The organism is Streptomyces kanasensis (genome assembly GCF_043077165.1).
Taxonomy (GTDB): domain Bacteria; phylum Actinomycetota; class Actinomycetes; order Streptomycetales; family Streptomycetaceae; genus Streptomyces; species Streptomyces changanensis.
On sequence record NZ_JBIBSF010000005.1, the window covers coordinates 490,470 to 513,254 of the forward strand.

18 protein-coding genes, 1 tRNA gene and 2 pseudogenes are annotated in these 22,785 nt (G+C 73.5%); 9 read left to right on the top strand and 12 right to left on the bottom strand.

The features are described 5' to 3' along the window. The first annotated feature begins 22 nt into the window (after positions 1–22). Together ACF053_RS16160 and ACF053_RS16165 are read left to right on the top strand one after the other, a co-directional pair. On the top strand, positions 23–625 hold the full coding sequence (locus ACF053_RS16160) for a DUF501 domain-containing protein (protein WP_391954475.1): 603 nt from the start codon (positions 23–25) through the stop codon (positions 623–625). Then, positions 622–1,536 (top strand): Ppx/GppA phosphatase family protein, encoded by a 915-nt coding sequence (locus ACF053_RS16165; protein WP_391954476.1) that lies wholly within the window; start codon positions 622–624, stop codon positions 1,534–1,536. The genes ACF053_RS16160 and ACF053_RS16165 overlap by 4 nt, the downstream gene beginning before the upstream one ends. 74 nt (positions 1,537–1,610) lie before the next feature. Here ACF053_RS16165 and ACF053_RS16170 read toward each other — a convergent pair. Further along, a pseudogene (locus ACF053_RS16170) lies at positions 1,611–1,803 on the bottom strand (type II toxin-antitoxin system Phd/YefM family antitoxin); the annotation flags it as partial. Positions 1,804–2,268: 465 nt separating this feature from the next. On the opposite strand from ACF053_RS16170, the gene ACF053_RS16175 reads away from it, so the two are divergent. After that, a complete protein-coding gene (locus tag ACF053_RS16175; RefSeq protein WP_391954477.1) occupies positions 2,269–3,648 on the top strand; it encodes an NAD(P)/FAD-dependent oxidoreductase in 1,380 nt (459 codons plus the stop codon). Positions 3,649–4,119: 471 nt separating this feature from the next. Continuing rightward, positions 4,120–5,451, top strand: coding sequence for a class I SAM-dependent methyltransferase (locus ACF053_RS16180; RefSeq protein ID WP_391954478.1), 1,332 nt, complete (start codon positions 4,120–4,122; stop codon positions 5,449–5,451). Between the two features lie 207 nt (positions 5,452–5,658). Here ACF053_RS16180 and ACF053_RS16185 read toward each other — a convergent pair whose 3' ends face one another. Both ACF053_RS16185 and ACF053_RS16190 read right to left on the bottom strand, forming a co-directional pair. Then, on the bottom strand, positions 5,659–8,190 hold the full coding sequence (locus ACF053_RS16185) for an ABC transporter permease (RefSeq protein WP_391954479.1): 2,532 nt from the start codon (positions 8,188–8,190) through the stop codon (positions 5,659–5,661). Between the two features lie 79 nt (positions 8,191–8,269). Beyond that, positions 8,270–9,091, bottom strand: a complete 822-nt coding sequence (locus ACF053_RS16190) for an ABC transporter ATP-binding protein (protein ID WP_391954480.1) — start codon at positions 9,089–9,091, stop codon at positions 8,270–8,272. 349 nt (positions 9,092–9,440) lie between these two features. On the opposite strand from ACF053_RS16190, the gene ACF053_RS16195 reads away from it, so the two are divergent. After that, positions 9,441–9,522 (top strand) — tRNA-Leu (locus tag ACF053_RS16195). Between the two features lie 151 nt (positions 9,523–9,673). Beyond that, positions 9,674–10,552 (top strand): Bax inhibitor-1/YccA family protein, encoded by an 879-nt coding sequence (locus ACF053_RS16200; protein ID WP_391954481.1) that lies wholly within the window; start codon positions 9,674–9,676, stop codon positions 10,550–10,552. 152 nt (positions 10,553–10,704) lie between these two features. On the opposite strand, the gene ACF053_RS16205 is transcribed toward ACF053_RS16200, so the two are convergent. Then, positions 10,705–10,935: a DUF4287 domain-containing protein gene (locus tag ACF053_RS16205; protein ID WP_058945016.1), complete on the bottom strand. Its 231-nt coding sequence runs from the start codon at positions 10,933–10,935 to the stop codon at positions 10,705–10,707. Positions 10,936–11,034: 99 nt separating this feature from the next. Here ACF053_RS16205 and ACF053_RS16210 point away from each other — a divergent pair, with 99 nt between their 5' ends. After that, positions 11,035–11,391: a hypothetical protein gene (locus ACF053_RS16210; protein ID WP_391954482.1), complete on the top strand. Its 357-nt coding sequence runs from the start codon at positions 11,035–11,037 to the stop codon at positions 11,389–11,391. Positions 11,392–11,521: 130 nt separating this feature from the next. Here ACF053_RS16210 and ACF053_RS16215 read toward each other — a convergent pair whose 3' ends face one another. The 3 genes and pseudogenes from ACF053_RS16215 to ACF053_RS16225 form a co-directional block, all read right to left on the bottom strand. Then, complete coding sequence (locus ACF053_RS16215; protein WP_391954521.1) at positions 11,522–12,445, bottom strand: hypothetical protein; 924 nt, start codon at positions 12,443–12,445, stop codon at positions 11,522–11,524. Between the two features lie 255 nt (positions 12,446–12,700). Continuing rightward, positions 12,701–13,921, bottom strand: coding sequence for an acetyl-CoA C-acetyltransferase (locus ACF053_RS16220; RefSeq protein ID WP_391954483.1), 1,221 nt, complete (start codon positions 13,919–13,921; stop codon positions 12,701–12,703). 388 nt (positions 13,922–14,309) lie between these two features. Next, a pseudogene (locus tag ACF053_RS16225) lies at positions 14,310–15,311 on the bottom strand (SGNH/GDSL hydrolase family protein); the annotation flags it as partial. Positions 15,312–15,427: 116 nt separating this feature from the next. On the opposite strand from ACF053_RS16225, the gene ACF053_RS16230 reads away from it, so the two are divergent. After that, on the top strand, positions 15,428–16,813 hold the full coding sequence (locus ACF053_RS16230) for a cystathionine beta-synthase (RefSeq protein WP_058945012.1): 1,386 nt from the start codon (positions 15,428–15,430) through the stop codon (positions 16,811–16,813). A 565-nt stretch (positions 16,814–17,378) separates the two neighbouring features. Here ACF053_RS16230 and ACF053_RS16235 read toward each other — a convergent pair. From ACF053_RS16235 to ACF053_RS16255, 5 genes are all read right to left on the bottom strand, one after another. Continuing rightward, a complete protein-coding gene (locus ACF053_RS16235; RefSeq protein ID WP_391954484.1) occupies positions 17,379–18,221 on the bottom strand; it encodes a histidine kinase in 843 nt (280 codons plus the stop codon). 219 nt (positions 18,222–18,440) lie between these two features. After that, positions 18,441–19,052, bottom strand: coding sequence for a hypothetical protein (locus ACF053_RS16240; protein WP_391954485.1), 612 nt, complete (start codon positions 19,050–19,052; stop codon positions 18,441–18,443). Between the two features lie 11 nt (positions 19,053–19,063). Beyond that, on the bottom strand, positions 19,064–20,518 hold the full coding sequence (locus tag ACF053_RS16245; protein ID WP_391954486.1) for a hypothetical protein: 1,455 nt from the start codon (positions 20,516–20,518) through the stop codon (positions 19,064–19,066). 102 nt (positions 20,519–20,620) lie between these two features. Continuing rightward, entirely contained in the window at positions 20,621–21,055 is a 435-nt protein-coding gene (locus ACF053_RS16250; protein WP_391954487.1) for a hypothetical protein, read from the bottom strand. Positions 21,056–21,387: 332 nt separating this feature from the next. Next, complete coding sequence (locus ACF053_RS16255) at positions 21,388–21,789, bottom strand: hypothetical protein (RefSeq protein WP_391954488.1); 402 nt, start codon at positions 21,787–21,789, stop codon at positions 21,388–21,390. Positions 21,790–21,923: 134 nt separating this feature from the next. On the opposite strand from ACF053_RS16255, the gene ACF053_RS16260 reads away from it, so the two are divergent. Then, a complete protein-coding gene (locus ACF053_RS16260; RefSeq protein WP_391954489.1) occupies positions 21,924–22,781 on the top strand; it encodes a MurR/RpiR family transcriptional regulator in 858 nt (285 codons plus the stop codon). The last annotated feature ends 4 nt before the right edge of the window (positions 22,782–22,785 follow it).

Consider the following 22,785-nt stretch of genomic DNA (forward strand, 5'->3'; position numbering starts at 1 on the left):
TTCCACCAGGATCAAGGCAGGCATGGAAACGCCCCCTCCGCAGACCGAACGCACCGAGCCGACCGAGGCCGACGTCGCGGCCTTCCAGGACCAGCTCGGCCGCCCGCCGCGCGGCCTGCGGGCCATCGCGCACCGCTGCCCGTGCGGCAACCCCGACGTGGTCGAGACCGCGCCCCGGCTCCCGGACGGCACGCCGTTCCCGACGACGTACTACCTCACGTGCCCCCGCGCGAACTCCGCGATCGGCACGCTGGAGGCGAACGGCGTCATGAAGGAGATGACCGAGCGCCTGGCGCGCGACCCCGAGCTGGCCGCCGCCTACCGCGCCGCGCACGAGGACTACCTCGCGCGCCGCGACGCCATCGAGGTGCTCGCCGGCTTCCCCAGCGCCGGCGGCATGCCGGACCGGGTGAAGTGCCTGCACGTCCTGGTCGGGCACTCGCTGGTCGCCGGACCCGGCGTCAACCCCCTGGGGGACGAGGCGCTCGCGATGCTCCCCGAGTGGTGGGCGAAGGGCCCGTGCGTCGGCGCCGACCGGGAGCCCGGGGGCGCGGCGGCCGGGGCCGGCGGCGCGTCGGCGGACGCGGCGGACACCGCCGGTGGCGGCGCGGAGGGCGGCCGGTGACCCGGGTCGCCGCCGTCGACTGCGGCACCAACTCCATCCGCCTGCTCGTCGCGGACGTCGACCCCGACGCGGGCACCCTCGTCGACCTGGACCGGCGGATGACCGTGGTCCGGCTCGGCCAGGGCGTCGACCGCACCGGCCGGCTCGCCCCCGAGGCACTGGAGCGGACCTTCGCCGCCTGCCGCGCGTACGCCGCCGTCATCCGTGAACTGGGCGCCGAGAAGGTCCGCTTCGTCGCGACCTCGGCCTCCCGGGACGCGGAGAACCGCGAGGAGTTCGTCCGGGGCGTCGTGGACATCCTCGGTGTGGAACCGGAGGTCGTCAGCGGCGACCAGGAAGCCGAGTTCTCCTTCACCGGCGCCACCCGCGAACTGGAGGGCGACGACGAGTACCTGGTCGTCGACATCGGCGGCGGCTCCACGGAGTTCGTCGTCGGCCGCGCCCACGTGCGGGCGGCGCGCTCCGTCGACGTCGGCTGCGTCCGCCTGACCGAGCGGCACGTGCGGACGGACCCGCCGTCGCCGGCCGAGGTGGCGGCGATCCGCGCGGACGTGCGGGCCGCCCTGGAGCTGGCCGGCGCCACCGTCCCGCTCCGCGAGCCGCGCACCCTGGTGGGCCTGGCCGGATCGGTCACCACCGTCGCCGCCGTCGCGCTGGGCCTGGAGGAGTACGACTCGGCGGCGATCCACCGCTCGCGCGTCTCCTACGAGCGGGTCGCGGAGGTCACCGACCGGCTGCTGGCGGCCACCCACGACGAGCGCGCCGCGATCCCCGTCATGCACCCCGGCCGGGTCGACGTCATCGTCGCCGGTGCCCTGGTCCTGCGGGAGGTCATGGAGTACGTCGGCGCCTCCGAGGTCGTGGTGAGCGAGCACGACATCCTCGACGGGATCGCCTGGTCGCTGGTGTAGGCGGCGCAGCACACACCGGACGGGACGTCACAGACTGCGGTAGGCGTCCCGCCGGTCGCCCACCTTGCCGACCAGGCTTCGGCCTCGCGCGCCGACAGCACGTCGGCCGCTTCCTCCGGCGCTTCGCAGTCCGAGATCGGGACCACGGGCCGCCACCGGGGCGCCGTTGCGCGTGATGAGGGTGGGGGCGCCTTCCTCGGCCCGGTCGATGTGGTCGGCGAGGTGTGCGCGTGCTTCCCGTACCGTCACGGTGTTCTCGGTTCGCACGTTCGCACGTGGGTGTCGACCGGAGGGTGCGGCGTCGCGTCCGCGGTGGCACCCGGGAGAAATCGCCTGGTCGCCGGTGCGACGGGGGCGCTCACGACACCCGTTCGGCGGATGATCGGAGAAACTTCGTGAAGTTCTTCACAAGGAAAAGAGCCCTGATGGGGGTGGTCTGAGGGGGGTTCGGCCCTTACAGAGGCCCGTCAGGGCTCTTTCGCTCCCCATCTTTCGTAGCCCCAGGCGAGTTTCAGCCATGTGAACAAAGGCGGTCCTCCACCGTTACGGAGGGCTCTCCGGTCCAGTTCACAGGGGGTGATGAGGGGGTGAACAACGTCCCCCGCCGGACCCTGGTTCCCGGTCGACGACATGACCTGGATCACGTGGGCGGCGCAGTGTAGCAGAGGTATCCCGGAACCTTGTGAAGGGGCGCACGAGCACCCCCCGTCCGAGGGGTGGATACTCGATGGCATGAGCACCACGGAGCGTCCCAGGATCCTCGTAGTAGGCGGAGGGTACGTAGGCCTGTACGCAGCTCGACGCATCCAGAAGAAGATGCGCTACGGCGAGGCGACCGTCACGGTCGTCGACCCGCGCTCGTACATGACGTACCAGCCCTTCCTCCCCGAAGCCGCCGCCGGCAGCATCTCGCCGCGGCACGTCGTCGTCCCGCTGCGACGCGTGCTGCCCAAGGCCGAGGTCCTCACCGGTCGGGTCACCACCATCGACCAGGACCGCAAGGTCGCCACGATCGCGCCGCTCGTCGGCGAGGCGTACGAGCTGCCGTTCGACTACCTGGTCATCGCGCTCGGCGCGGTCTCCCGCACCTTCCCGATCCCCGGCCTCGCCGAGCAGGGCATCGGCATGAAGGGCATCGAGGAGGCCATCGGGCTGCGCAACCACGTGCTGGAGCAGCTCGACAAGGCCGACTCGACGACCGACGAGGACGTCCGCCGCAAGGCGCTGACCTTCGTCTTCGTCGGCGGTGGCTTCGCGGGCGCGGAGACCATCGGCGAGGTCGAGGACATGGCCCGCGACGCGGCCAAGTACTACAAGAACGTGTCCCGCGAGGACATGCGCTTCATCCTGGTCGACGCCGCCGACAAGATCCTCCCCGAGGTCGGCCCGAAGCTCGGCGCGTACGGCAAGGAGCACCTGGAGGGCCGCGGCGTCGAGGTCTACCTCTCGACGTCCATGGACTCCTGCGTCGACGGTCACGTGGTGCTGAAGAACGGCCTGGAGGTCGACTCCAACACCATCGTGTGGACCGCCGGTGTGAAGCCGAACCCGGCGCTGGCCCGCTTCGGCCTGCCGCTCGGCCCCCGCGGCCACGTCGACTGCCAGCCGACCCTCCAGGTCACCGGCACCGACTACATCTGGGCCGCCGGCGACAACGCCCAGGTCCCCGACCTCGTGGGCCGCAAGGCCGGCAACGAGAACGCCTGGTGCCCGCCGAACGCCCAGCACGCGCTGCGCCAGGCGAAGGTCCTCGGCGACAACGTCGTGTCCGGCATGCGCGGCTTCCCGCAGAAGGAGTACGAGCACGCCAACAAGGGTGCCGTCGCGGGTCTCGGCCTGCACAAGGGCGTCGCGATGATCGTCATGGGCAAGATGAAGATCAAGCTCAAGGGCCGTCTCGCCTGGTACATGCACCGCGGCTACCACGGTCTGGCCATGCCGACCTGGAACCGGAAGATCCGCGTCTTCGCGGACTGGACGCTCGCGATGTTCCTCAAGCGCGAGGTCGTTTCGCTCGGCGCCATCGAGTCGCCGCGCGAGGAGTTCTACGAGGCCGCCAAGCCCGCCCCGGCGCCCGCCGCGCCCAAGCAGGAGAAGGCCAAGGCCTCCTGACCCCGGCCGGCCCCGGCCGGTCGCCGTCCCGTCGCAGTCCCGTCGAGGGGCCGCCCGCCATCCGTGGTGCGGGCGGCCCCTCGCCGCGTCCGGGGGCGGTCCGCCGCCCCCGGACGCGGTGCGGCGGTCCGCCGCACCGGAGCGATGCCCGTGACGACCGGGCGGACCGGCGTCAGGAGGCGAGGGCCACGGGGACGACGGCGGGGACGACGGGGACGACGGCGGGGACGACGGGGACGACGGCAGGGACGACGGGGACGACGGCAGCGACCACGGGGGCGACGCTGGGGGGGGGGCAGCCGGGCCGGGGGCGCCCCGCGCCGGCCGTGCGCCGGGGCGCACGGCGCGCGCCCCGCGTCGCGGGTGCGCTGACCGCCCACGACACGGGGTGGTATCCGGACTCCTCTTCCGCCACCTCCGGTGCTTACGTGGTGCCGAGCGTGTCCGGCCCCACGTCACGGAGGTGTGTCCATGTCCGACACCGCTGCGCGGTTCGCCGCGCTGGCCCGGGAGCTGCTCGGCGTCCCGCTGCCCGTGCGGATCCGCGCCTGGGACGGCAGCGAGGCGGGCCCGCCCCTCCCCGGCGGGTCCGTCCTCGTCGTCCGTCACCGCAGGGCGCTGCGGCGGCTGCTGTGGGCCCCGGGCGAACTGGGCCTCGCCCGGGCCTGGGTCGCCGGGGAGCTGGACGTGGAGGGCGACCTCTACGAGGTGCTCGGCCGGCTCGCCGGGCCGCTGTGGGAGCGCCGCCCCGACCGGGACGAGCGCCCCGGCGGCGCGCTCGCCGGGGCGCTCGCGGCCCTGCGCACCGCGCGCGATCCGCACGCCCGCGCCGCCGTCCGGGAGCTGCTGGACCTGTCCGGGACCTGGACGCCGCCCCCGCCGCCCCCGGAGGAGGTGCGGCGCCGCAGCGGCCCCCTCCACACCCGGCGGCGCGACCGGCAGGCCGTCAGCCACCACTACGACGTCGGCAACGACTTCTACGCCCTGGTCCTGGGTCCCTCCATGGTCTACTCGTGCGCCTACTGGACCCCCGGCGGGACCCTGGAGGACGCCCAGCGCGACAAGCTGGAGCTGGTCTGCCGCAAGCTCGCCCTCGCGGAGGGCGACCGGCTCCTCGACGTGGGCTGTGGCTGGGGCTCCCTCGCCCTGCACGCCGCGCGCCACCACGGCGCCACCGTCGTCGGCGTCACCCTCAGCTCCGAGCAGGCCGCGCACGCCCGCAAGCGCGTGGCCGAGGAGGGCCTCGCCGACCGGGTCGACATCCGGGTGCAGGACTACCGGGACGTCCACGACGGGCCGTACGACGCGATCTCCTCCGTCGGCATGGCCGAGCACGTCGGCGACATCCGCTACCGCGCGTACGCCGGCACGCTGCACGCCCTGCTCCGACCCGGCGGCCGGCTCCTCAACCACCAGATCGCCCGTCGCCCCGACACGCCGGGGCAGCGCTACCGCCTCGACCCCTTCATCGACGCGTACGTCTTCCCCGACGGGGAGCTGGCCCCGCTCGGGCGGACCACCACCGCCCTGGAGGAGGCCGGCTTCGAGGTGCGCGACGTGGAGGCGCTGCGCGAGCACTACGCCCTCACCCTGCGCCGGTGGGTGGCGAACCTGGAGGAGCGCTGGGACGAGGCGGTACGCCTCACGTCGCCCGGCCGGGCCCGCGTCTGGCGCCTCTACATGGCCGCGTCCGCACTCGCCTTCGAGCGCAACCGGATCGGCGTCAACCAGGTCCTCGCCGTCCGCACACCCGACGGCGGGACCTCCGGCCTGCCCCTGCGCACCCGCGCCTGGACCCCCTAGCGCCGCGGTCGCCGCGTCGCACACCCGAGACGACCCCGCCCGGCCCCGGCGTCCGCCCCGGCCCGGGCCCGGGGCCCGTCGGCCCCACCGTCCGCCCGGCCCCGGCGTCCGCCCCGGCCGGGGCCCGCGCGGCGGACGGCGAAGGGCCGGGCCTCCGGGTGGAGGTCCGGCCCTTGTGCGCGTGTCCGGTGCGTCCGGGCCCGCCGGCTACTCGGACTTGATGGCGTTCAGCATGTTCAGCCTCGCCGCGCTGCGCGCCGGCCACATGGCGGCGAGGACGCCGACCACGCCGGCGAGCAGCAGGAAGATCGCGATCCGGTCCCAGGGCAGGACCAGCGCGTAGTCCGGCAGGCTGCCCTTGATCGTCTCGCCGATGGCCCAGCCGAGGAACGAACCGAGCCCGATGCCGACGACCGCGCCGAAGAGCGAGATGACCACGGCCTCCAGGCGGACCATCCGCTTCACGCGGCGGCGGTCGAGGCCGATCGCCCGGAGCATGCCGATCTCCTGCTGGCGTTCGAAGACGGACATGGCGAGCGTGTTGACGACGCCGAGGACCGCGATGATCAGCGCCATCGCCAGCAGGCCGTACATGATGTTCAGCATCATGTTGATGACACCGCCGAACTCGTCGCGGATGTCCTGCTTGTCCATCACGGTGATCGCCGGGTTGTCGCCCAGGGCGTCGATGAGCGCCTTCTCGTTCGCGGCGCTCTGGCCGCCCTCCATCGTCAGGTAGATGGAGGGGATGTACGGCTTGGCGTCGTGCTGCCGCACGACCTTCGCGTCGACGAGGACGGGGGAGAGGAACTCGCTGTCCGCGTAGATCGCGCCGACGGTCAGCTTGCCCTTCTTGTCGTCGTCGAACGTGACGGGCAGGGTGTCGCCGACCTTCCAGCCGCGGTTCTTCGCCGTCTTCTCGGCGACCGCGATCCGGCCCTGGGCGAGCGAGGCGAGCGATCCGTCCACCCGCTCGACGTTCAGGACCTTCTCGATGTCGCCGGGGGTGACGGCCGACGCGGCGGCGAACTCGCCGTCGAGCTCCAGGTACGCCGCCTGCTGCGGCGACACGGCGGTCACGCCGGGGGCCTTCTCCAGCGCGGTCAGCGCGGACTGGTCGAGGTCGCCGCCGCCGGCCATGCGGACCATGTAGTCGGCGGTGATCTGGTCGGTGGTCATCTTGTCGATGGACCGGCCGACGGTGACGCCCAGCACGGACAGGCCGGTCACCAGGGTCAGGCCGATGGCCAGCGCCGAGGCGGTGGCGCCGGTGCGGCGCGGGTTGCGGACGGCGTTCTGCCCGGCGAGCTTGCCGGAGACCCCGAAGAGCCGGACCATCAGCGGCCGTACGGCGGCGATGAGCGGCCGCGACAGCAGCGGGATCAGCATGATCACGCCGATGAGGGTGAGGAAGGCGCCCGCGGCGATGAGCATCCGGCCCGTGTCGCCGCCGGAGACGGCACCGTAGACGATCACGCCGGCGCCGACCGCGGCCAGCACGCCGCCGATGGTGTTCCGCACCACCAGGGACTTCTGGCTGGGGGCCGCGTGCATGCTGTTCATGGCCGCGACGGGCGGGATCTTCGCGGCGCGGCGGCCGGGCAGCCACGCGGCGAGCATCGTCACGAACAGGCCGACGCCGAGCGCGGAGAGGACCGGGGTGGGGCCGATGACGAGCGGGCCGTCCGGCACCTTCAGGTCGAAGGCCGCCATGCCGGAGCGCAGGCCCACGGCGAGGCCGACGCCGAGGAGGTAGCCGGCGGTGGAGGCGATGAGGCCGACGATGGCGGCCTCCGTCAGCACCGAGCGGGTGACCTGCTTGCGGGACGCGCCGACGGCCCGCATCAGCGCGACCTCCTTGGTGCGCTGCGCGACGAGCATGGTGAAGGTGTTGGCGATGAGGAAGACGCCGACGAAGAGCGCGATGCCCGCGAAGCCCAGCAGGATCTGGTTGAAGGCGCTCAGGCCCTCCTCGATCTCCTTGGCCTGCTGGTCGGCGAGGGCCTTGCCGGTCTGCGCCTCGGCGCTCTCCGGCAGCAGCGGCTCGACCGCGTCGAGGATCCGGGTGTCCTGGCCGCCGGGCGCGGCGGTGATGGTGACGTCCTTGAAGTACCCCGGCTCGAGGAAGAGCCGCTGGGCGACCTCGGTGTCGAACAGCACGAGGCTGCCGCCGGCGCTGACGGCACCGTCGTCGGTGGTGAAGACACCGGCGAGGCGGTACTCCTTCACCGGGCCGTTGGTGGCGACGCGGACCGTGTCGCCGACCTGGTACCGGCCCTCCTCGGCGGTGTCGCGGTCCAGGGCTATCTCGCCGTCGGCGCGGGGGCCGGCGCCGTCGACGAAGGTGTACGCGGGGTCGCGGCCGTCCGCGCCCGGGGCGAAGTTGGCGCCCTTGTTGGACCACTCGGCGCCGATGAGCTTGCCGTTCGGGTCGGGGACGCCGGCGAAGCCGTCGACGCGCCCGGTGACGGTGGCGACCCCGTCCAACCGCTCGATCTTCTCCAGGGTGGCCCGGGAGACGCCGGGCTCCTGCTTCGGGTCGTCGCCGCCCCCGTAGGAGGTGACGGCGACGGCGACGTCGTCGTAGCTCTTGGCGGACTGGTTGGTGAAGGCGCGGTTCAGGGTGTCGGTGAAGACCAGGGTGCCGGAGACGAAGGCCACGCCGAGCATGACGGCGAGCACGGTCATCAGCAGCCGGGCCTTGTGCGCGAGCACGTTGCGCAAGGCGGTACGGAACATGAGGTGGGTGTCCTGGTGTGGAGGGCCGGTGGCGGGCGGGGCGGTACGGGGCGGTGCGGAAGCCGTCACGGCGCCCCGGTCAGCTGGTCCGGCCCTTGGTGTCGAACTCCTTCATGCGGTCCAGGACCCCGTCGGCCGTCGGCGCGAGCATCTCGTCGACGATGCGCCCGTCCGCCAGGAAGATCACCCGGTCGGCGTAGGAGGCGGCCACCGGGTCGTGCGTGACCATCACGACGGTCTGGCCGAGCTCGCGCACCGAGTTGCGCAGGAAGCCCAGGACCTCGGCGCCCGAGCGGGAGTCGAGGTTGCCGGTGGGCTCGTCACCGAAGATGATCTCGGGCCGGGAGGCCAGGGCGCGGGCCACGGCCACGCGCTGCTGCTGGCCGCCGGAGAGCTGCGCGGGCCGGTGGCCCAGCCGCCCGGACAGGCCGACCATGTCGATGACCCGGTCCATCCACTGCTTGTCCGGCCTGCGGCCCGCGATGTCCATGGGGAGGGTGATGTTCTCCAGCGCGGTGAGCGTCGGGAGCAGGTTGAACGCCTGGAAGATGAAGCCGATCTTGTCCCGGCGCAACTGCGTGAGCTGCTTGTCCTTCAGCGAGCCCAGTTCGGTCTCGCCGATGCGGGCGGAACCGCTGGTGAAGCTGTCGAGGCCGGCCACGCAGTGCATGAGCGTCGACTTGCCGGAGCCGGACGGTCCCATGATCGCCGTGAACTCGCCCTGCGGGAACTCCACGGTGACCCGGTCGAGGGCGACCACGCGGGTCTCGCCCTGTCCGTAGACCTTGGACAGATCCGTGGCGCGGGCGGCCACCGCGGTGGTGGCGCGGTGTGCGGTCGTCGGGGAGGGGATCACGTGGAGGGCTCCTGTCACGCATGGTGTTCGTCGGGACCGTCCCATCGTCGGCTCCGGCACCCCCGCGGGGCGTCCGTCCGGGTGCCCGTTCCCGGGGCCGTCTGGAGTCTGACGGCGGGGCCCGCCTCTCCTCCTGAGGTATGACGGCACCCCTGAGAGGGCCGCGGGCGCCCCCGGTGGGTGGGGACGCGGTGTGGACGGACGGCGACTTTCCGTCATTCCGTGGGAGGGGCATATGCGGGTGCGAACCCGGCGCCCGTGCTGGCGCAGCGCCGCGCGGACGTGCTGACGCCCCCTCAGACCTCAATAAAATAAGACAACATCGGGCCACTCGTCGGCTGTTCGGGGGACGTGCCCCGGATAGGCTCCTGTGCTGACGCGGAGCCGCGCACTTGCCCGGATGGTGGAACGCAGACACGGCGAGCTTAAACCTCGCTGGCCTTCGGGCCGTGCCGGTTCGAGTCCGGCTCCGGGCACTCACCGCTCGGGAGAGCCCCCGGCCCGACACGTGGCGATGCGTGATCGATATCCGGAGGCGCAAAGATCCTCCCCGAGCACTAGGGTGTTTCCTTTGCTCCCCCATTACTCTTGTGTCAAGGCCGCGCACGGCGGCCATGGAGGAGTGAGATGAGGAGCAGCAACCCGGTCTTCTCGCGACGGGGGTTCAGCCGCGACAACGGCTACGCGGGCTTCAACGCGCAGCAGCAGGCCGGGGGCCCCGCCGCCGGAACGAACCCGTACGCGACGAACCCGTACGCGACCGACCCGTACGCCCAGCCCGGTGTGCAGGCGGGCATGCCGCAGCAGGCCCCGGCCCGCTCCGGCGTCATGACCATCGACGACGTGGTGTCGCGCACCGCCATCACGCTCGGCACGGTCTTCGTCGCCGCCGCACTCGCCTGGTTCCTGCTGCCGGTCGACCCGGCGAACCTGAACAAGTCGTACGGCATCGGCATCGGCGCGGCCCTGGTGGCCTTCGTCCTCGCGATGGTGCAGTCGTTCAAGCGCAAGGCGTCGCCGGCGCTGATCCTGGGGTACGCGGCCTTCGAGGGCGTGTTCCTGGGCGTCATCTCCAGCGCCGTCACCACGTACGTCGCGGCGGGCGCCGTGCCGCAGGCGGTGCTCGGCACGATGTCGGTCTTCGCCGGTGTCCTGATCGCCTACAAGAAGCGCTGGATCCGCGTCAACCGCCGCTTCTACGGCTTCGTGATGGCGGCCGCGATCGGCTTCGTCCTGCTGATGGCGGTGAACATGCTGTTCGCCGTCTTCGGCGGCGGTGACGGCCTGGGCTTCCGCAGCGGCGGCCTCGGCATCGTCTTCGGCATCATCGGCATCGTCCTCGGCGCGTGCTTCCTGGCCCTGGACTTCAAGCAGGTCGAGGACGGCGTCGCCTACGGCGCCCCGCGCGAGGAGTCGTGGCTGGCGGCCTTCGGCCTCACCATGACCCTGGTGTGGATCTACCTGGAGTTCCTGCGCCTGGTGTCGATCTTCGCCGGCGACGACTGACCGGGAGTCGGTCGCGCACGACGCGGTGCGTGCCACGCGGCACGCGAAGGAGGGCCCGCCCGGACTCGGTCCGGGCGGGCCCTCCCGGCTTTCCCGGTACGTCGGGCCGTCGGCCGCCGGCGCCCGTCGGGGCGCGGGGCCGGGCGGGCCCGTCAGACCAGTTTGCGGGCCGCGCGCCTCAGGTCGTACTCGTGGATGATCGCCTTGGCGTGGCCGTAGGCGAGGTCGTGTTCGCTCCGGAGCCAGCTCACCTTCTCCTCGAAACGGACGAGGGAGGGGCCTTCCTCGACGGTGCGCAGCCAGTCGGCCACTTCACGGCCGGTGCAGTGGGGGATGCGGGAGAGCAGGTTTCGGTGGGTCTCTGCGGAGAAGACGTGGGACATCGGCGCCTCCGGACGCTGTGCGCGAGTGCTCCTTCACGTCACCGTGCCCGACTGTTCGTCCGTTGGCAACAGTGCCGCCGCGGCGCATAGGGTCGCGGCGTGCACGAGACGACGGAACTGACCGAGGCCGTGGGCCGACTCTGCGACCGGCTGCGGTCCGCCCCGCAGAGCAGGCTCCGGCAGGGCGCGGCGGCCGGCGGGCTGGCGCTGGCCGGGGAGTTGGCGGTGCGGGCGCACCGGCTGGAGGCCGCCCCCGGCGCACCGCGGCGCATGCCCGACGCGGGCGTCTTCGCTGTCGGCGACCAGCTCGCCGTCGCGGGCGCGGACTTCGTCGAGGCGTGGCGGGCGGCCGTGGCGGCCGCCCGGGACGACGCCGCCCGCCGGGAGTCCCTGCGGGCCGAGTGGGACGACGCCGTGGCGCTGGTGCGCGACGCGGCGGCCCGGCTCGCCGTGTGAGGGGCGGCTGCCGCGCGCGGGGCGGGCTCGTGGGAGCAGGGGCCCCGCGGACGGCAGGGGCTCGCGGTCCGGGCGGCGGTCCGGCGACGGGCCCGTGGGGCGGTACGGCGCGGGGGCCGGGTCCCGCGGGCTACAGGGAGGCGATGACGCGGTCCGCGAGGATGTAGACGTTGCCGCCGCCGTCACCCTCACCGTCGACGTCGCCGCAGGAGAAGGTCAGCGCGTACGCGCCGGAGATGCCCGAGCCGCCCAGCAGGAAGGGCGCCGCGCCGCCGCGCAGGGCCGCGGCGAGCCGCTCGGCGGTCTCCCGGTGGCCGGGCGTCATGCAGAGCGTGGTGCCGTCGGCGAAGACGTACACGTCGAGCGTGCCGAGCGGGCCGGGCCGTACGTCGGTGAGCGCGGTGCGGGCGGCGGCCAGCTCCTCCAGTCGCGCCACGGTCCGCTCGTGGTCGGTGACGACCGGCGTCTGCACCGGCACGAAGTCCGGGTGCGAGGGGTGGCGGCGGCGGGCCGCGGCCAGCTCCGGGGAGTCCTCCGCGTACTCGGGGCACTCGCCCGCGGCGGCGAACCCGGGCAGTTCGCCGAGGAGGTCGGGCAGCCCGGCGGGGTCGGCGTCGGCGAAGTCGGGGGCGTCGGCGTACTCGGCGGCGTCCAGGTCCAGCGCGTCCAGGCCCGCGAAGTCGGCCTGGCGGGGGACGAAGTACGGGCCGTCGTCGCCCGCGGCGCCCAGCGGGCCCGCGCCGCCCAGCAGGGAGGCGGGGGAGTCGGTGGCGTCCCTGGCCTCCTGGGCGGCCCAGAAGGCGCGCGCCTCGGCCAGCTCTCGCTCGCGCTCCTCGGCCAGGGCCTCGGCGACCGCCGTGCGTATCTCCTCCGCCATGGTGGCGTCGGCGGAGCGGGCGTGCGGCACCGTGGGCGCCGCTCCCGCCGCGGTGCGGGCGGCGGCCAGGTCGGTGCGCAGGGCGGTGATCTGCCGGCGCAGCCCGTGGGCGGCACACAGCGCGGCGGCGCCCACGGCCGTGGCGGTGGCCGTGGTCAGCAGCAGGGCGAGAGACATGGCGCTCACTGACTTACTCCCGGTTTCAATCGATCCCCCGCACTTCCTACATCAGCTTGTCCTGCCCGTGGGCCCGGTGTCAGTGCATTACGTCACGAAATGGACAGGTTTCTCAGGCTGATGTTTCCCGCTCCCACAACCGTGACCTGCATAAACGAATCTCCCCCGGGAGATAGGTCACATCCTGGGGGAGATTCGGTCACGGCCGGGACGCGGAGCGGCCGGAAGGGCTCCGGGTCCGGAAGGGGCGCCGGGTCAGGAGAGGCGCTCGATCACCATCGCCATGCCCTGGCCGCCGCCGACGCACATGGTCTCGAGGCCGAACTGCTTGTCGTGGAACTGCAGGCTGTTGATGAGCGTGCCGGTGATGCGGGCGCCGGTCATGCCGAAGGGGTGGCCGACGGCGATGGCGCCGCCGTTGACGTTCAGCTTCTCCAGCGGGATGCCGAGGTCGCGGTAGGAGGGGATCACCTGGGCGGCGAAGGCCTCGTTGATCTCCACCAGGTCGATGTCGTCGATGGTGAGCCCGGCGTGCTTGAGCGCCCGCCGGCTGGCCTCGACCGGGCCGTACCCCATGATCTCGGGGGAGAGGCCGGAGACACCGGTGGAGACGACGCGGGCGAGCGGGGTCAGGCCCAGCTCCCGCGCCTTCGTGTCCGACATGACCACGAGGGCGGCGGCGCCGTCGTTGAGCGGGCAGCAGTTCGCGGCGGTGACGCGGCCGTCGGGGCGGAAGACCGGCTTCAGGCCCTGCACGCCCTCCAGGGTCACGCCGGCGCGCGGGCCGTCGTCCGTGCTCACCACGGTGCCGTCCGGGAGCGTCACCGGGGTGATCTCGCGCTCCCAGAAGCCGTTCTTGATGGCCTGCTCGGCGAGGTTCTGCGACCGCACGCCGAACTCGTCCATCTCCTGGCGCGAGACGCCCTTGAGGAGCGCGAGGTTCTCGGCGGTCTGCCCCATCGCGATGTACGCGTCCGGCACGAGGCCGTCCTCGCGCGGGTCGTGCCACTCGTCGCCGCCGTGCTCGGCGCGGGACGCGGTGCGGGCCTGGGCCTCGTCGAAGACCGGGTTGTGCGTGTCGGGCAGGCTGTCGGAGTTGCCCTTCACGTACCGGGAGACCGTCTCCACGCCCGCGGAGATGAAGACGTCGCCCTCGCCCGCCTTGATGGCGTGCAGGGCCATGCGCGTGGTCTGCAGGGACGAGGCGCAGTAGCGGGTGAGCGTGCAGCCGGGCAGGTGGTCCATGCCCATCCGCACGGCGACGATGCGGCCGAGGTTGAACCCCTGCTCGCCGCCGGGCAGGCCGCAGCCGAGCATGAGGTCGTCGATGTCGCGCGGGTCGAGCTCGGGGACCTTGGCGAGCGCGGCCTGGATGATCGTGGCGGTCAGGTCGTCGGGCCGCAGGTCCTTCAGCGAGCCTTTGAAGGCCCGGCCGATCGGGGAGCGGGCGGCAGAGACGATCACGGCTTCGGGCATCACGGCTCCAGGTGACGTGTGGGCGACTGAGAGGGAAGTTACCCCTACGTAGAGCCGGGGTCACCGCTCGCGGGGTGTGACACCCACCGCATTTCTAAGCGCCCGCTCAGTCGCGGTCCGTGTCGGGGCCCGCATCCGTCCAGGTGCCGGTCTCCGCCGGTGGTTCCACCCCGGCCTCCGTGCCGGTCCCGGCCGCCGGCGGCCGGGGCGGTCGGGGCGCCCGCCCGCCGCCCACCGCGCGCCCGGCGCGCCCCGTCCCGCCGCGGTGGCCGTTCCCGGCCCGCCCCGTGCCGCCCCGGCCGGCACGGTCGTCGTTCCCGCCGGGGTGGCCGGGAGCGCCGTGCGGGTGGGGGCCGTCGTGCGGGTCGGGGCCGCCGTGGGGGCCGGGGCCGTCGTGCGGGTCGGGGTGCGCGGGCCGGGCGGGCGCGGCCGACTCGGTCAGCCGGCGGCGCCTGCGGTGCTTCAGCAGGGCCCACGGGGCGCGGGCGCCCGTGACCTCCGTACCGGCCTCCTGCGCCGCCTCGGCGGCCGCCTGCGCCACCGGCAGCAGGCCCTCGCGCCGGTCCGCCTCCAGCCGCTCCGGCTCCGGCCACACGCCCAGCACGGCGCAGACCGTCGGCAGCACCGCCATCGCCGCCGTGGCGTACCCCTCCGCCGACGGGTGGTAGTTGTCCGCGCCGAACATCTCCCGCGGGTTCGCCGCGAACTCCGGCCCCAGCAGGTCGCCCAGCGACACCGTCCGGCCCCCGTGCTCCACCACGACGATCGTCTGCGCCGCCGCCAGCTGCCGCGACAGCCGCCGCGCCAGCCACCGCAACGGCTGGTACACGGGCTCGATGGTGCCCAGGTCCGGGCAGGTGCCGACCACGACCTCCGTGCCCGCGCCCCGCAGCCGCCGCACCGCCTCCGACAGGTAGCGCACCGACTGCGTGGGCGGCATCCGGTGGGTGACGTCGTTCGCCCCGACCATGATCACGCAGGCGTCGGGCACCCACTCCGGCCGCGACAGCAGCAGGGTGGTCTGCCGCTCCAGGTCGTCGGAGCGCGCGCCCGGCAGGGCGACGTTGCGCAGCTCCACCGGCCGCTCGGCGACCTGCGCCAGCCCGGAGGCGAGCAGGGCGCCCGGCGTCTGCCCGGCCCGCCGCACGCCCTGACCGGCGGCCGTGGAGTCGCCCAGCAGCGCGAACCGCAGCGGCACCCCGTCGAAGGCCCGGCCGTACAGCCCGTCCGCCGTCGGGGGCAGCGGCGCGAACCCGCCGCCGACCGAGCGCTTCGCCAGCTGCACCTCGGCGACGAGCACCCCCATCGCGGCGGCCCCGAGCAGGCCGATGCCGCCGCCGCCGTACGCCGCGCCCGCCGCGATCCGCCGTGCCACGCTCGCCCTCGACATAGGGGCGCCCACCTCCTCCGTGCCGTCTGTGAGCTAACTGCCCCGGAACCGTGCCCGCCTACGCATCCACTCGGCTTACGCTGGCTGGACCATTACGGAGACCCCGGAGACTTACGGTGCAAATCCACGACTCGATGATCAGCCTCGTCGGCAACACCCCGCTGGTGAAGCTCAACAGCGTCACCGCGGGCCTCCAGGCCACGGTCCTGGCCAAGGTCGAGTACTTCAACCCGGGCGGTTCGGTCAAGGACCGCATCGCCCTGCGCATGATCGAGGCCGCCGAGAAGAGCGGCGACCTCAAGCCCGGCGGCACCATCGTCGAGCCGACGTCCGGCAACACCGGCGTCGGCCTGGCGATCGTGGCCCAGCAGAAGGGCTACAAGTGCATCTTCGTCTGCCCCGACAAGGTGTCCACGGACAAGATCAACGTCCTGCGGGCGTACGGCGCCGAGGTCGTCGTCTGCCCCACGGCGGTCGACCCGGAGCACCCCGACTCCTACTACAACGTCTCCGACCGCCTCGTCCGCGAGACGCCGGGCGCCTGGAAGCCGGACCAGTACTCGAACCCGAACAACCCCCGTTCGCACTACGAGACGACCGGCCCCGAGCTGTGGGAGCAGACCGAGGGCAGGATCACGCACTTCGTCACGGGCGTCGGCACCGGAGGCACCATCTCCGGCACCGGCCGCTACCTGAAGGAGGCCAGCGGCGGCCGCGTGAAGGTCGTCGGCGCCGACCCGGAGGGCTCGGTCTACTCGGGCGGCTCCGGCCGGCCGTACCTGGTCGAGGGCGTCGGTGAGGACTTCTGGCCGTCCGCCTACGACAGCACGGTCACGGACGAGATCGTCGCCGTCTCCGACAAGGACTCGTTCCAGATGACCCGCCGCCTCGCCAAGGAGGAGGGCCTCCTCGTCGGCGGTTCCTGCGGCATGGCGGTCGTCGCGGCGCTGCGCGTCGCCGAGGGCCTCGGCCCGGACGACGTCGTCGTCGTCCTGCTGCCGGACAGCGGCCGCGGCTACCTCTCGAAGATCTTCAACGACGAGTGGATGGCCGACTACGGCTTCCTGGAGGACGCCGGTCCGTCGGCGCGCGTCGGCGACGTGCTGCGCCACAAGGAGGGCGACATCCCGAAGCTGGTGCACATGCACCCGGAGGAGACGGTCGGGGAGGCGATCGAGGTGCTGCGCGAGTACGGCGTGTCGCAGATGCCGATCGTGAAGCCGGGCGCCGGCCACCCGGACGTGATGGCCGCCGAGATCGTCGGCTCGGTCGTCGAGCGGGAGCTGCTGGAGGCGCTGTTCGCGCAGCGCGCGTCGCTGAACGACCCGCTGGAGAAGCACATGAGCTCCCCGCTCCCGCAGGTCGGCTCGGGCGAGCCGGTCGAGGACCTGATGGCCGTCCTCGGGCGGGCCGACGCGGCGATCGTGCTGGTCGAGGGGAAGCCGACGGGCGTCGTGAGCCGGCAGGACCTGCTCGCGTTCCTGGCCCGCGAAGGCAAGTGACCCCCGCGCACAGGGGGTTCGCGCGAACGGTACGAGCACGTCACGTACCGGCAGCACCCGCTTAACACGCACAGGGCACCGTAGGGGGTGTCGGCGTCACGGACTCCCGGAGCGGCTCCCGGGTCTCCACGGACGCCGCGGACGCGGGGACCGGCCCTGACCCGGGCCCGTGTCCCCCGCGGGGACCGCCGTCGTCCCGCCCCCCGGTCACGGGGGTGCGGCGGTCCCCGCGCAGACGTCGACGGGGAGCCGGTCCCACGGGACCGGCTCCCCGTCGTTTCCGGCACCGATTCGGCCGGCACCGTTTCGCCGGTGCCGGCCGTCCGTGCCGCCGTGCGCGGCGCGCCGCGGCGGGCGGCCCGCCGCCGCACCGGTGGCGGGCCGCAGGGCCGTGCGCCGGTCCGCAGGGCGGGTCCGCCGGTCCGCCGGTCCGCCGGACCGTCTGCCCGTCGGGCGCCGTCCGCCGTACCGGCGGCTGCGGGGCCGTGGGCGGGTCCGCCGGGTGGGTGCGCCGGGCCGTCCGCCTGTCGGGCGCCGTCCGCCGTACCGGTGGCGGCCGGGGCCGTCAGCGGGTCGCCGCGGCCCGCAGCTCCGACTGGTCGGGGAGGAGGTCGGTGATGCGGTTCCAGACCGTCCTGGCGTCCGTGCGGACCAGCCGGAAGGGGCTGCCGGGCGTGACCTGGTCGGCGGGGAGCGGCTCCTCGGGCAGCTCGCGCAGCCAGTAGCCGAGCGGACCGCAGTCCCACACGGCGAACCCGCGGCCCTCGACGCCGTCGCGCCCGTCGTGGCGGCCCCGCCAGGCGGCGGTCATCCGCCAGCTCGCCCGCAGCTCCGACATGAGCTCGGCGAGGAGCGACAGGGCCGGCTCGGCGAGGGCGCCACCGGCGCCGAGGGCCTCGCGGACGATCCGCCGCTCCTCGTCCCCGGTCGGGGCGGTCGCCGCGCGCTCCAGCGCGGCGAAGCCGGCGTCCACGGTCGCCACCGTGGTGTCGACGGCCGTGAGGGCCGTCTCCCGCGCCGTGCGCGACTGCCGCAGGGCGACCATGTCGGCGAGCTTCCAGACCAGGGTCTTCGGCTCGACGAGGGAGTACTCGGACTCCGGGTTCCCCGGCCACGCCTCGAAGGCGACGACGTCCTCCTCGCCGATGAACATCCCGTGCTCCAGCTTGCCCTGGCGGCCGGCCGTCTCCAGGGAGACGACCACACCGGGCGAGAGGAAGGTCCTGACCAGCGGCAGGAGCGGCTGGGCGAGCCGGTCCTCCGCGTCGACCAGGCCGCAGGCCACGAGCTCCTTGTGGGCCTCGGCGAACTCGCCGGGGACCTCGGCGCCCGAGCCGAGCTCGCCGAGCACGATGAGGTGCTCGTCGGAGAGCCGGAAGCGGGACCGGGAAACGTCAAAGGAAGGCATACACACTCACTTGGTAGTCAGTCGCTCGCCGCGGCCGGCGGGAGCGCGTTCGTGGGGCCGGTGGGCCGGCCGGTCAGGTCGGGTCGGTCGCTCGCGGTCCGGGCGGTCGGGTCCGGTCGGGGCCGGGTCGATCGGATCGGGGCGGCCGCGTCGGTTCGCGGTCGGATCGTGTCGGGTCCTGTCGGGTCCGCCCGCGCCGGGACGTTCTTCGGTACGTCGTCAGTACGTCGTCTCCGCCCAGAACCCGAACATCCGGGAGATCCCGGCCCGCACGGCCCCCCGGCGGGTGAGGACCGACCGGTCGACGGCGGAGAACAGGACCGCCAGGGACACGTCGGCGGGCAGTACCCGTCCCGTCGCCCGGACGGTCAGCTTCCGGCCGCCCGCGATGCCGGACTGCCGCACCGTGAGGACCGCGCCGGGGTCCTCGGCGTCCGGCCGCCGGGTCAGCCGGTACGCGCGCTTGTCGATCGCCGTCAGCCGGTAGTCGTCGCCCAGGTACCGCAGGCGCAGGGAGCGGCCCCGGTGGGTCAGCGCCCACCGGTTGCGCTCCAGGGCCACCAGCCCGTCGCCCACCCGGCAGGTCGCCCGGTTCAGGGTGGGCCTGCTGACGACCTCGGTGTGGATGCCGCGGGTCTCGAACGAGGCGACGGGGACCCGCCCACCGGTCACCTGCGCCACGATCACCCCCGTGGCGTGCGGGGACGCCGGGCAGACGACCCGGATCCCGCCGAGCTCCGGGGACGTGCCCTGCCAGCCGTGCTGCCGACGGCCGCCCGGCTCGCGCGCCTTCCACGGGGAGAGCGTGAACGGGGTGATGGCGGTGTGCATGGTCTCCCTCGTCAGTCGAACGGGTTGAGGGCGCTGCCGAGCTTCTTGGCGCCGCTGGCGATGCCGTCCCCGATGTCCGAGGCCTTGTCCCCGACCCAGTCCCCCGCCTTCTCCAGGCCCTTGCCGATGGCCTCGTGGTTGTCCCACACGAGGCAGCCGGCGTAGACGAGGCCCGTACCGATGGCCACACCGGCCGTGATCGGGTTCGGGGCCACGGCGAGGACCGTGAGGGAGGCGTTGAAGGTGGTCCCGCTGAGGTCGGTGGCGAACTTGGCGGGGTCCTCCTTGATCATTTCGGGGGTGTACGTGCTGAGGTTGGCGATGCCGAAGGCGGTGCCCGCCGCGGCGCCCACCACACCCGCGCCGCGGATCCAGCCCGCGGCCTTCGCGGCGTTGGCGAGGCCGCCGTTGGCGGCGACCCGGGCGAGGTTGGCCTCGGCCGCCGTCGGGATGAAGAAGCGTCCGCCCTTGGTCATGTAGCCGCCGAGCGCGGCCGCCTCCTCCGAGCCCGTCAGGGCGCCCACGACGTTGGGCGGCAGCTTGCTCCAGAAGCCCGAGGAGGAGAGCATCATCCGCTCGTTGATGCGGCTGGCGATGCCCGTGCCGGGCGCGGTGACCCTCGTGCCGTCCTTGGCGTACTTGAAGAGCTTCCAGCCGTTCTTGGCGCCCGTGCCCAGGGCCAGGGCGAAGGCGCCGGCGGTGACCGTGCCCTTCTGGACGCCCGCGAAGAGGTCGGCGAGCCGCTTGCTGCCGGTGAGCTTCTCGACGCCGTCGCGCTGGAGGCGCTGCATCCAGTCCTCGAGCGTCTCGTCGTCGCGCATCGCCAGCGAGGCGAGCTCCAGGCGCTCCTGCTTCTGCTTGTCGTCGGCGGCGGCGACCTTGCCGGCGTCGCCGTTGAAGCCGGTGCCGAGCGTCTCGTCGTTCTTGCCGCCGACCCCGTCCTTGACGGCGGACTCCAAGTCCTTCTTCAGGTCCTTGTCGGCGTCGTCGACGGCCTTCACGCACGCCTTGATGTACTCCTGCCACGACTGCTCGCTCGCGCGGACCGACGAGGCGTGGTCGGGGTCGTGGCGGGCGGCCTCGCGTTCGGCCGGGGTGAGCTTGTCCCAGTCGTAGGCGACGTTGCCCTGCTCCGACACCTTCATGCCGTCCTTCACGGCGTCGGCGCGCGCGTTCTCCAGCTGCTTCTTCAGCTCGGTGAACTGCTGGTGGGCGTTGCGCAGCAGGGTGGCGGTGGCCTTCGCCTGGGTCTGGGCCGCCTGGTACTCGTAACGGGTCGCGGCGAAGTTCGTGTGCGCCGCGGTCGCGCTGTCACCGAGCCAGGTCTGGCCCATCGTTATCTTCTGGACGCTGTCCCGGTAGGCGTTCTCCACCTTGTGGATCTCGTCCGCCATCTTCTGCCACTTGTCCGCTGCGGCGTTGAGCGGACCGAAGTCGGCGGACATGACGTCGTGGTACGTCAGCATTCTCTTTCCCTACGGGCGGCGGGGCGTGGGCGGGTTCGGGGGCGCGCGGCGGCGGCTCGGTACGCGCCGGGGCCGGGGCCCGGCGCGCGCGGAGGGCGCGGCTCAGTACGCGTCGAGACTCGACGGCACGCTCTGGATGCGCTGGCGGCGTTCGACGTCGACCCCGCCGAGGGTGGCGACGGTGGCGCGCAGGGCGCCCTTCTCGCGGTTCAGCCGGCCGACGAGCGTCTTGACCTGCTTGTCCCAGGTCTCCTGGACCGTCTTGAGTCCCGTCGAGGTCTGCCAGTCCTTCAGGCTGCCGATGGCCGTCGAGGTGGCCTCGTCGGCGAAGTCGGTGGCCTTCTTGGTGTCCGGGACGAGACGCGTCTCGATGGTGTTGGCCGCCGCGTTCTTCTCCGCGGGGGAGGAGACCAGCTTCCCGCCGCCCGTCCCGCCCGAGCCGCCCTGGTCGGCCGGCAGCTGGTTCAGCCGCATCGCCGTGTCCTGCCGCTCCGCCGCCTCGGCCCGCAGCTGGGCCCATTCCTCGTCGAACCCCATGGTGCGCCGACCCCCGATGCTCGATCACGATTTTGCGTCGCATTCTATGTCCGGCACCGTAAGGCACCAGAAAAGATCACGCAGGGGGAGCGGCTGCGGTTCCCGGTATCAACTCGGCCGTGCGCTGCGGGAATTGCCGACTTGTGAGAATCCGGTAGAGAAGGTGGAGGGGCTGGTGGGGTCGGTGGGGCCGCGCCGGTCGGGTCCCGGGGGTGTCCGGAAAGGGCCGGTCGGTACACGCGGGCCGGTCGGCACACGCGGGCCGGTCGGTACACGCCGGCCGGTCGGCACACGTGGGCCGGTCGGTACACGCCGGCCGCGGCCGGCACACGCTAGCCGCGGTCGGCGAACGGCCGGGGCAGGTCCCGCAGGGCGTGCAGCGCGTTCACGCCGACGATGCCCAGCCAGGCGACCACCAGCCCCTTGAGGCCCGCGTGGGCCGCGCCGATCGCGGAGAGCGGTACGGCGAGGACGAGGGAGACCGTCGCGAAGCCGAACCGCTCGCCGTAGCCGCCGCCGTCCTCCCGCGGGCCGCCCGGGTCGTCGCGGGCCGCGTCCAGCCGGCGCTCGGCCAGCCGGCGCCGCACGCGGCGGTCGATCGAGGCGTCGAGCCGCTCGTCGACCTTCTCCAGGAAGGACTCGACGAGCGCCGTCTCGTACGCGTCACCCAGCTCGCGGCGGGCGTGCAGGGTGGCGTCCAGGTCGCGCCTGAGGTCCGTGTCGTGGGCGTCCATGCCCCCACGCTAGGTCCGTGGGGGCGGGTCTGTCGGTGGGGTTAGCCCCCGGTTTCGTGGGGGCCGCCCTCTTGCATATGGTCTATTCAGTCACAGGTGTGACTGAATGGATTCGAGGTGGAGGAGGGGTCCGGATGAGCGACACCCCGGGCGCACGGCTCCAGACGCTCTTCGACGGCCACCGGCTGACGCCGACGCAGCGGCGCATCGCCCACTGGATGGTGCGCCGCGCCGCCGACGTGCCGTTCCTGTCCAGCGTGGAGCTCGCCGAACTGGCCGGGGTGAGCCAGCCGTCGGTGACCCGCTTCGCGGTCGCGCTCGGCTTCGACGGCTACCCGGCGCTCCGCCGCCACCTGCGCGAGGTCGCGCCCGCCGAGCCCGGCCGCCCGGCCGGGGACGGCGCCGCCGAGGGCCCGCCCGCCAACGAGTACCAGCAGGCCGTGCACGCCGAGATCGAGAACCTGCGCCACCTCGCGGAACTCCTCGCCGACCCCGCGCCCGTCGAGCGGGCCGGCGCGCTCCTCGCCGCCTCGCGCCCGCTGCCGGTGCTGGGCCTGCGGGCCGCCGCCGCCCAGGCACGCGGCTTCGCCTACTTCGCCGCCAAGGTCCACCCCGACGTGCGCCTCCTCGACGAGGGCGGCTCGATGCTCACCGACCGCGTCGACGCCGCGGTGCGCGCCGGCGCCACGGCCCTGCTCTGCTTCGCCCTGCCCCGCCACCCGCGGGAGGTCGTCGAGGCGCTGGAGTACGCCCGGGGCGCCGGACTGGCCGTGGTGACCGTCGCCGACTCCGCGTTCGCGCCGGTCGCCGGGCACAGTGACGTCCTGCTGCCGGCCGCCGTCGGCACGGCGCTCGCCTTCGACACGGCGTGCGCGCCGATGCTGCTGGGCCGGGCGCTGCTGGAGGCGATGTGCGACGGCCTGCCCGAGGCCCAGGCGCGCCTGGAGGAGTTCGACGCGGGGGCGGCCGCGCGGGGCCTGTTCGTCGAGTAGGCGC

What these genes read in the sequence shown, in the direction of transcription:
- ACF053_RS16160 (WP_391954475.1), top strand. Translation starts at nt 23, where the DNA reads ATGGAAACGCCCCCTCCGCAGACCGAACGCACCGAGCCGACCGAGGCC.
- ACF053_RS16175 (WP_391954477.1), top strand. Translation starts at nt 2,269, where the DNA reads ATGAGCACCACGGAGCGTCCCAGGATCCTCGTAGTAGGCGGAGGGTAC.
- ACF053_RS16180 (WP_391954478.1), top strand. Translation starts at nt 4,120, where the DNA reads ATGTCCGACACCGCTGCGCGGTTCGCCGCGCTGGCCCGGGAGCTGCTC.
- ACF053_RS16185 (WP_391954479.1), bottom strand. Translation starts at nt 8,190, where the DNA reads ATGTTCCGTACCGCCTTGCGCAACGTGCTCGCGCACAAGGCCCGGCTG.
- ACF053_RS16190 (WP_391954480.1), bottom strand. Translation starts at nt 9,091, where the DNA reads ATGGGACGGTCCCGACGAACACCATGCGTGACAGGAGCCCTCCACGTG.
- ACF053_RS16200 (WP_391954481.1), top strand. Translation starts at nt 9,674, where the DNA reads ATGAGGAGCAGCAACCCGGTCTTCTCGCGACGGGGGTTCAGCCGCGAC.
- ACF053_RS16205 (WP_058945016.1), bottom strand. Translation starts at nt 10,935, where the DNA reads ATGTCCCACGTCTTCTCCGCAGAGACCCACCGAAACCTGCTCTCCCGC.
- ACF053_RS16215 (WP_391954521.1), bottom strand. Translation starts at nt 12,445, where the DNA reads ATGTCTCTCGCCCTGCTGCTGACCACGGCCACCGCCACGGCCGTGGGC.
- ACF053_RS16220 (WP_391954483.1), bottom strand. Translation starts at nt 13,921, where the DNA reads ATGCCCGAAGCCGTGATCGTCTCTGCCGCCCGCTCCCCGATCGGCCGG.
- ACF053_RS16235 (WP_391954484.1), bottom strand. Translation starts at nt 18,221, where the DNA reads ATGCCTTCCTTTGACGTTTCCCGGTCCCGCTTCCGGCTCTCCGACGAG.
- ACF053_RS16240 (WP_391954485.1), bottom strand. Translation starts at nt 19,052, where the DNA reads ATGCACACCGCCATCACCCCGTTCACGCTCTCCCCGTGGAAGGCGCGC.
- ACF053_RS16245 (WP_391954486.1), bottom strand. Translation starts at nt 20,518, where the DNA reads ATGCTGACGTACCACGACGTCATGTCCGCCGACTTCGGTCCGCTCAAC.
- ACF053_RS16250 (WP_391954487.1), bottom strand. Translation starts at nt 21,055, where the DNA reads ATGGGGTTCGACGAGGAATGGGCCCAGCTGCGGGCCGAGGCGGCGGAG.
- ACF053_RS16255 (WP_391954488.1), bottom strand. Translation starts at nt 21,789, where the DNA reads ATGGACGCCCACGACACGGACCTCAGGCGCGACCTGGACGCCACCCTG.
- ACF053_RS16260 (WP_391954489.1), top strand. Translation starts at nt 21,924, where the DNA reads ATGAGCGACACCCCGGGCGCACGGCTCCAGACGCTCTTCGACGGCCAC.